The sequence below is a fragment of the Brevibacterium iodinum ATCC 49514 genome (assembly GCF_900169265.1).
In the GTDB taxonomy this organism is placed as follows: Bacteria; Actinomycetota; Actinomycetes; order Actinomycetales; family Brevibacteriaceae; genus Brevibacterium; species Brevibacterium iodinum.
Genome location: NZ_FXYX01000047.1, coordinates 1 through 6,085 on the forward strand (window position 1 = coordinate 1; position 6,085 = coordinate 6,085).

Annotated in this window: 6 protein-coding genes; 1 reads left to right on the forward strand and 5 read right to left on the reverse strand. The window is 62.6% G+C overall.

Features of this window, described 5'->3' with window-relative positions:
- Nucleotides 1-170 precede the first annotated feature (170 nt).
- The 5 genes from BI49514_RS16025 to BI49514_RS16045 all read right to left on the reverse strand — a co-directional run bounded on the left by BI49514_RS16025 (nucleotide 171) and on the right by BI49514_RS16045 (nucleotide 4,960).
- Entirely contained in the window at nucleotides 171-1,142 is a 972-nt protein-coding gene (locus BI49514_RS16025; protein ID WP_244195046.1) for an NAD(P)H-dependent flavin oxidoreductase, read from the reverse strand.
- Between the two features lie 169 nt (nucleotides 1,143-1,311).
- Complete coding sequence (locus BI49514_RS16030) at nucleotides 1,312-2,088, reverse strand: enoyl-CoA hydratase (protein ID WP_101547452.1); 777 nt, start codon at nucleotides 2,086-2,088, stop codon at nucleotides 1,312-1,314.
- Nucleotides 2,085-3,140: an enoyl-CoA hydratase/isomerase family protein gene (locus BI49514_RS16035; RefSeq protein ID WP_101547453.1), complete on the reverse strand. Its 1,056-nt coding sequence runs from the start codon at nucleotides 3,138-3,140 to the stop codon at nucleotides 2,085-2,087. The genes BI49514_RS16030 and BI49514_RS16035 overlap by 4 nt, the downstream gene beginning before the upstream one ends.
- Before the next feature lies 1 nt (nucleotide 3,141).
- Entirely contained in the window at nucleotides 3,142-4,308 is a 1,167-nt protein-coding gene (locus BI49514_RS16040) for an acyl-CoA dehydrogenase family protein (RefSeq protein WP_101547454.1), read from the reverse strand.
- A 136-nt stretch (nucleotides 4,309-4,444) separates the two neighbouring features.
- The gene (locus BI49514_RS16045; RefSeq protein WP_101547455.1) at nucleotides 4,445-4,960 is read right to left on the reverse strand and encodes a MarR family winged helix-turn-helix transcriptional regulator; all 516 of its coding nucleotides are present in this window, start codon (nucleotides 4,958-4,960) and stop codon (nucleotides 4,445-4,447) included.
- Between the two features lie 52 nt (nucleotides 4,961-5,012).
- Here BI49514_RS16045 and BI49514_RS16050 point away from each other — a divergent pair, with 52 nt between their 5' ends.
- Nucleotides 5,013-5,687: an SOS response-associated peptidase gene (locus tag BI49514_RS16050; RefSeq protein WP_244195047.1), complete on the forward strand. Its 675-nt coding sequence runs from the start codon at nucleotides 5,013-5,015 to the stop codon at nucleotides 5,685-5,687.
- Nucleotides 5,688-6,085 lie beyond the last annotated feature (398 nt).

Sequence of the window (6,085 nt, forward strand, 5' to 3'; positions counted from 1 at the left end):
AGGGCAAGACACCACGGTGTGGGTCAGCGCGAGGTGGAGTCACGATCACTGGACGGAGAGGCCAACACCTACTCTGCCAGCCAGTCCCAGACCAGCCACTGTCAATACTCACAGCGCGAGGTTGCTGGGCCGCCGTCAGGTAGCAATTGGGGCTGAGGCGCTCGGTCGGATCAGCCCAGCTGCGCCTGCAGCTGCTGCTTCGCCTCGTCGAACTGAGCAGCGAAGGTCTCGACGAGCTCGGCGGTCGTCCGCTGCTGGCCGAGCGCACCGATGCCCTGTCCCGAGCCCCAGATGTCTTTCCAGGCCTTCGAGTCCGAACCCGAAGACGAGCTGAAGTCCATCTTCGTGGGATCGGCGTCGGGCAGATTGTCCGGGTCGAGGCCCGAGGCGACGATGGACCCGCGCAGGTAGTTGCCCTTCACACCGGTGAAGTAGTTCGAGTACACGACGTCGTCGGCGCCGGATTCGACGATCATCGACCGATAGTCGTCGACGACATTCGCCTCGGGCGTGGAGAGGAAGGCCGAGCCGATGTAGGCGAAATCGGCACCAGCGGCCAGAGCCGCAAGGATCGAACGGCCGTGGGCGATGGCGCCCGACAGCAACAGGGGACCATCGAACCAGGACCGGATCTCCTGGACCAGGGCGAACGGCGACTGCGCCCCGGCGTGGCCGCCGGCACCGGCGGCCACGGCGATGACTCCGTCGGCGCCCTTCTCGACGGCCTTGTTGGCGAAGCGGTTGTTGATGACGTCGTGGAGGACGACGCCGCCGTATGAATGGACCGCATCGTTGACCTCTTCACGGGCACCGAGCGAGGTGATGACGATCGGCACCTGGTGGCGGACCACCTCGGCGAGGTCCTCCTCGAGGCGATTGTTCGATCGGTGGACGATGAGGTTGACCGCGAACGGAGCGGCCGGCTGCTGCGGATTCGCCGCAGTGTGGGCGGCGTTCGACTCGGAGATCTCATCGAGCCAGTCGGTCAGCTGCGAGGCCGGACGGGCATTGAGAGAAGGGAAGGACCCAACGATTCCGGCCTGGCACTGAGCCTTGACCAATTCGGGCCCCGAGGCGATGAACATTGGGGAGCCGACGACGGGCAGACGGAGTTGGGAGCGCAGATCGGTGAAGCTTGTCACGGTGCCTCCTTGCGAAGATGAATGCATACACTCACTCTAACCGAACGATTGTTAAATGCGATACGGAACACATTCTCTTTCGTCTCCTGGTCCGCCTTTCGGCTGGCCAGACGACGAAGGCGCAGACTCTCGGAGGAGTCTGCGCCTTCGGCAATCGTAAGGAATTTGATCAGGAATCCGTGAAGTTCGGGTCCCGCTTCTCGACGAAGGCGGCCATGCCCTCGGACTGATCATTCGTGGCCAAGGACGAATGGAAGAGTCGGCGCTCGTAGCGCAGTCCCTGCTCCAGGGTCGTCTCGAATGCGGTGTTCACCGCTTCCTTGACCATCGCCGAGGCGATGCGGGACTTCGACGCGATCGTCTGCGCGATCTCGTTGGCCGTGTCCAAGAGCGCTTCGGGTTCGACGATGCGAGCGACGAGTCCGGAACGTTCGGCCTCCTCGGCGCCCATCATCCGGCCTGTCAGGCACATGTCCATGGCCTTGGCCTTGCCGATGGCGCGGGTCAGCCGCTGCGATCCGCCCATGCCCGGGAGCACACCAAGGTTGATCTCGGGCTGTCCGAACTTCGCCTTGGTCGATGCGATGAGGATGTCGCCCATCATCGCCAGTTCGCAGCCGCCGCCCAGCGCGTAGCCGCCGACGGCGGTGACGACCGGCTTGCGCACATCGGTCAGCCGGGTCCACCCGGCGAACCAGTCGGCCTTGTACGCGGTCGAGAAGTCGAGGCTCGACATCTCCTTGATATCGGCACCGGCGGCGAAGGCCTTCTCGCTGCCGGTGATGATGATCGCCTTGATCGAGTCGTCGGCGTCGTAGGCGGTCGCGGCATCGGTGATGTCGGTGAGCACCTGCAGATTGAGCGCATTGAGCGCCTTCGGTCGGTTGATCGTGATGGTGGCGACGCCGTCGGCGACGTCGGTGAGGATGGTTTCGAATTCGCTCATGAGAACACCTTGTCTTCGTGGTCGGTGGTGAGGATGGACTGAACCTGTTCGTCGGTGACCTCGGCCAACGAGGCGGGACTCCACTGCGGGTTGCGGTCCTTGTCGATGACCTGCGCCCGGATGCCCTCCTTGAGGTCCGGCAGGCCGGTGAGAGTGACGGCGACCCGGTAGTCCTGTTCGAGGACGTCGGCCAGGGTCATCGATGCGGCGTTCCGGACCGCGGCCAGGGTCACCTTCACCGAGGTAGGGGCCTTCGTGCCGATGAGCTCGGCGGTGGCCTGGGCATCGTGGTTCTCGTGTGCGGCGAGGGCCGCGACGATGGCTTCGGCGTCGTCGCCGACGTAGCAGGCGTTGATCCAGTCGGCCGCCTCGGCGAGTTCGCTCTCCGGAACATCGATCGAGTATCGGCCGATAACGGCGTCGAGGTCCTCACCAGCGGTGAGGTCGGCGATGAGATCGGGGATCTGCGCGTCGGGGACGAAGTAGTCGGCGAGGCCCAGTGCGATCGCAGCGCCGGCCCCGACGGGCTGCCCGGTCAGCGCAAGGTGGGTGCCGAGCTCTCCGGGGGCGTTGGCCAGCAGATGGGTGCCGCCGACGTCGGGGAACAGCCCGATTCCGGTCTCCGGCATTCCGACCTTCGTCGAATCGGTGACGATGCGGTGCGATCCGTGTCCGGAGATGCCGACGCCGCCGCCCATCGTGATGCCGTTCATGATGACGACGTAGGGCTTGGGGAACTCGGAGATCGCGAAGTTCATCTTGTATTCGCGGTTCCAGAATCTCGCGTTCTCGTCGCTGCCGGCCACGATGTCGTTGTACACGGCCTTGATGTCGCCGCCTGCACACAGACCGCGTTCTCCGCGGCCGGTGACGAGGACGAGCTTGACCGCATCGTCGTCGTGCCAAGCTTTGAGCGCGTCATCGATGCGTGCGACCATGTCCTGGCTGAGCGCATTGATCAGCTTCGGTCGGTTGAGTTCGATTCGGCCGACCCCGTTGGATACCGAGGTGATGACGGAGGCGTCCGCCTGTTCTGCCGAAGGTTCTGTCATATCAGCCCACTCCTGTGCTCTTGCGCGAGATGATCACGCGCATGATTTCGTTGGTGCCTTCCAGAATCTGGTGGACTCGCAGGTCACGCACCAGCTTCTCAATTCCATACTCTGTCAGATAGCCGTAGCCGCCGTGCAACTGGAGTGCTCTGTTCGCGACGTCGAAACCGGTGTCGGTGGCCTTTAGTTTGGCCATGGCCGAGAGCAGAGAGGTGTTCGGATCGCCCGCGTCGTAGGCGCTCGCGGCCCGCCACAGCAGAGAACGAGCACCCTCGAGGTCGGCCTGCATCTGAGCGACTTCGAAGCGCAGAGCCTGGAATCCGGAGAGCTCGGTGCCGAAGGCCTGGCGCTCACCCATATAGGCGATGGCCTTCTCGAGCGCGGCCTGACCGCCGCCGAGCGAGCAGGCGCCGATATTGAGACGTCCGCCGTCGAGCCCGGACATCGCGATCTTGAACCCCTGACCGGGTGCGCCGAGCATGTTCTCCTTCGGAACCCGCACGTTCTCCATGATCACCTGTCGGGTCGGCTGGGCGCGCCAACCCATCTTCTGCTCATTGGGGCCGAAGCTCAGACCCTCCATGCCCTTCTCGAGGATGAAGGCTGAGATTCCACGTGCTCCGTCCTGACCGGTGCGGGCCATGACGAGGTAGGTATCCGAGGTGCCGGCGCCGGAGATGAACTGCTTGACTCCGTTGAGCACATAGTGGTCGCCGTCCTCGCGGGCGGAGGTCCGCAGGGCGGCCGCATCGGAGCCGGCATTGGGCTCGGTCAGGCAGTAGCTGCCGAGATGCTCCATGGAGACGAGCTTCTCGAGGTACGTGGTCTTCTGCTCGTCGTTGCCGAACTTGTCGATCATCCACGCGACCATGTTGTGGATGGAGATATAGGCTGCGACTGAGGGGCATCCGGTCGACATCGCCTCGAAAATCAGCGCAGCATCCATCCGGCCCATTCCGGTTCCACCGGACTCCTCACTGACGTAGATGCCGCCCATTCCGAGTTCGGCAGACTTCCTGATGACGTCGACGGGGAAGAAATGTTCGGCGTCCCATCCAAGGGCGTGTGGGGCGACTTCGGTATCGGCGAACTCACGCACCATCCCGGCGACGGTCTGCTGTTCGTCAGTGAGACCGAAAGGTAGGGCAGCGGCTGTACTGCGGGACATGATTCCTCCAAGAATCGGACGCGTATTTGGTGATCGACACCACGATACGTCCATATTACTTGGACATCCAACTAATTTCTCGCCGAGGCGGCCCGTTGGCCGATGATGGTCAGTTCGGCGGCCGGCTTCGGTCGGCTCAGGCGCCGGCTTCGAGTCCCGAGCGCAGTGTTTCGAGGTGGGGGAGCAGGGAGTCGAGGTCGATCCCGGTGAAATCGGGGGAAGAGAAGACCTCGGCGTTGAGTGCCTTCGTCGCTTGAGCGGCGAGCTCGCGGCCGGCATCAGTGAGGTCGACGAGCGTCGTTCGGCGATCGTCGGGGTGGCTGCGTCTGGCGACGAGGCCGGCCTTCTCAAGGCGGTCGACAGAGTTCGTCGTCGAGGTCGCATGCACCTGCAGTCGAGCGGAGATCTTCGACATCGGCAGGGTTCCGGCTCGTGTGAAGGATAGGAGAGTGAGGACTTCATAGCGCGAGAACGTCAGCGCGAAGGGCTTGAGTGCGGCATCGACTCGAGCCAGGAACAGCTGGTGGATCCTCATCACTGAGATCACTGTCGTCATTCCATCGGCTGCGTCGTCCCATCCGTGGGCCAACCATTGTCGACGGGACTCTTCGATCGGGTCGAACCCCGTACTTGTATTCTCTTCTGCCGCCATTGTCGACAGTGTAGTGAAGTGAGAAGATGGGCGCATGTGCGGTCGACTCAATATGTCTCTCGATCCGGCGGATCTCGCTGATGAGCTGCGGTTGGATGTCGTCTCCTATGACTACGCGCCGCGCTTCAATGTGCCCCCCGGGTCATTCGTGCCGATCGTCGTCGAACGACTCGACGAGGATGGTCAACTGCATCGCCGTCTCGAAACCGCGTCCTGGGGGCTGGTGCCGGCGTGGGCGAAAGATCCCAAAATCGGCTTCAAGGCATTCAATGCCCGTTCCGAGACAGTGCTCGAGAAGCCGATGTTCCGGCAGGCCATCCGACGTCGTCGCTGTGCTCTGCCGATTGCGGGCTATTACGAATGGGAGAACACAGCAGACGGCAAGCAGCCATGGATGATGACCGCTGCCGGCGAGGATCCCCTCTTCATGGCGGGACTCTTCGAATTCTGGAAGCAGCCGGATGCGGCCTGGTTGGTCTCCACGACGATCCTGACGATGGAGTCCGCGGGGCACCTCGGCGATGTCCACCATCGGATGCCCGTGTTCCTCGGGCGCGACCAGATCAGTGACTGGATCGACCCTGGAGTCCTGACGAATGATGTGCCGGACCTGTTGGCGGCGACACTCGATCGGGTTGATCCTGCCAGCGTCACTCGGCACAAGGTCGGCAAAGCGGTCGGAAACGTTCGCAACGATTCTCCGGAACTCGCCGAACCCGTGGCGTAGGGCTCTCTTGACGCTGTGCGGCGCAGACTTTCCCCCGAGCTCTCGGGGTTCTTCCAAGCGGGGGAGTGTGCACGGCCGGAGCGGTTTTGCAGGTGGCCGAGGATGTGTGTATTGTTGTCCAGGTTGCCAGGCCGCAAGGAACGGCAACAGTCGCTCTGATCGGGAACGATACGGGCAAACCGAAGATGAACTTCGAGTTGCGCGGATCAGAACAACCATGTAGAGTAGATATCCGCTGGCACAGCGAGTCGCAAGACGAAAAGTGTAAACAGAAACTGATACCCCCAGTGAACATGCTGCGTATTTGTGTGGTGTGGTGATGGGTGTGTGTTTGTGGTTTGAGAATCCAATAGCGTGTTTGTTTGAACAAGTTGTGATGCCAGAACATTTTATTTTCT

Bases quoted from the DNA above. Each gene is read 5' to 3' on its own strand.
- BI49514_RS16030 (WP_101547452.1), bottom strand. From the start codon at position 2,088: ATGAGCGAATTCGAAACCATCCTCACCGACGTCGCCGACGGCGTCGCC.
- BI49514_RS16035 (WP_101547453.1), bottom strand. From the start codon at position 3,140: ATGACAGAACCTTCGGCAGAACAGGCGGACGCCTCCGTCATCACCTCG.
- BI49514_RS16040 (WP_101547454.1), bottom strand. From the start codon at position 4,308: ATGTCCCGCAGTACAGCCGCTGCCCTACCTTTCGGTCTCACTGACGAA.
- BI49514_RS16045 (WP_101547455.1), bottom strand. From the start codon at position 4,960: ATGGCGGCAGAAGAGAATACAAGTACGGGGTTCGACCCGATCGAAGAG.
- BI49514_RS16050 (WP_244195047.1), top strand. From the start codon at position 5,013: ATGTCTCTCGATCCGGCGGATCTCGCTGATGAGCTGCGGTTGGATGTC.